The following is a 1305-nucleotide window of genomic DNA, read 5'->3' as shown; positions in this document are numbered from 1 at the left end:
GACCCTGTAAATTATTCTGTGTATCTGCCAGTTCACATATATTCATCTAAGCGGCCATCAAAAACAATCATAAAATGATTTAAGGCCGCTTTCCAATTTCTAATCGGCATAGTCCACTTTTTTGAAGCGTCCATAATCGCAAGGTAAACGACTTTTTTCGCCGAGTCATCGGTCGGAAATAACTTCCTCTTTTTAATCGATTTTCGTATCACGCTATTTAATGATTCAATGGCATTCGTCGTGTAAATGGCCTTTCGAATTTCCGGTGGATAATTAAAAAGTGTATTAATGTTGGGCCAGTGGGTATGCCACGACCGACTTATTTGAGGATACTTGTCATTCCAGCGCTCAGAGAACTGCTCCAGAGCGAGTAAAGCCTCTTCTTCCGTTGCAGATTGATAAATACGTTTTAAATCAGTCGTGACCGCCTTATAGTCTTTCCAAGGGACATATCGCACAGAGTTTCGGACCATGTGAACGATACAGAGCTGAATTTGTGTGTCGGGGTAGGCTGAGTTTATTGCATCTGGAAAACCTTTTAATCCGTCAACACAAGCTATGAGAATGTCTTTTACTCCTCGGTTTTGAAGTTCTGTGAGAACATTCAGCCAAAACTTTGCCCCTTCATTTTCTGAAAGCCATAAGCCGAGAAGTTCTTTATGGCCTTCCATCGTAACGCCCAATGCTAGGTAAACAGATTTATTGATGACTTGCTTATCTTGACGGATTTTAAGCACAATGCAGTCGAGGTACACTATGGGATAAATAGAATCTAGAGGACGAGACTGCCACTCGACTACTTGCTCGATGACGGCGTTGGTGACTTTCGAAATTAACGTTGGTGAAACATCCGCGTCATACATCTCTTTGAATGTGGCAACGATTTCTCGGGTCGTCATCCCTTTGGCATACAGGCTCAATATTTTTTCATCCATGGTGGTAAAGCGAGTCTGCTGCTTCTTGACCAGCTGAGGTTCAAACGTGCCTTGCCGATCTCGTGGTGTTTCAATGGAGAGCGGCCCGTCCTCCGTGATTAGGGTTTTGGGAGTATAACCGTTGCGGTGATTTTCCGAGTCTGTCTGAGCGTGTTTGTCGTAACCTAAGTGCTCATCCAGTTCAGCATTAAGTGCTGTTTCAACAGTGACTTTCGTCAACATTTGACGAAAGTCGTTTAACTCTTCCTCTGTCTTGATACCTTTAGCTGCTTTACGTGCCCAGGCTTCAATTTCTTTCTTGTCCATCGGTCTACCATCTCCTATTCAATAGGTTAATAATAGACAGTTACACAGAGTTATTTACAGTCTC

At 43.0% G+C, this 1305-nt stretch carries 1 protein-coding gene; it reads right to left on the bottom strand.

Going from position 1 to position 1305, the window contains the following annotated elements; genetic code table 11:
• Window positions 1-32: 32 nt before the first annotated feature.
• On the bottom strand, window positions 33-1241 hold the full coding sequence (locus NH399_RS25320) for an IS256 family transposase (RefSeq protein ID WP_253044310.1): 1209 nt from the start codon (window positions 1239-1241) through the stop codon (window positions 33-35).
• Window positions 1242-1305: the final 64 nt, after the last annotated feature.

Origin of the sequence: Pleionea sp. CnH1-48 (assembly GCF_024124665.1) — a bacterium.
GTDB lineage: Bacteria > Pseudomonadota > Gammaproteobacteria > Enterobacterales > Kangiellaceae > JAMXSB01.
The sequence above is the reverse complement of the archived record's forward strand: the minus strand, read 5'-3'. Positions and strand labels throughout refer to the sequence as shown.

Coding starts and splice junctions, on each gene's coding strand:
- NH399_RS25320 (WP_253044310.1), bottom strand. CDS start 1,241: ATGGACAAGAAAGAAATTGAAGCCTGGGCACGTAAAGCAGCTAAAGGT.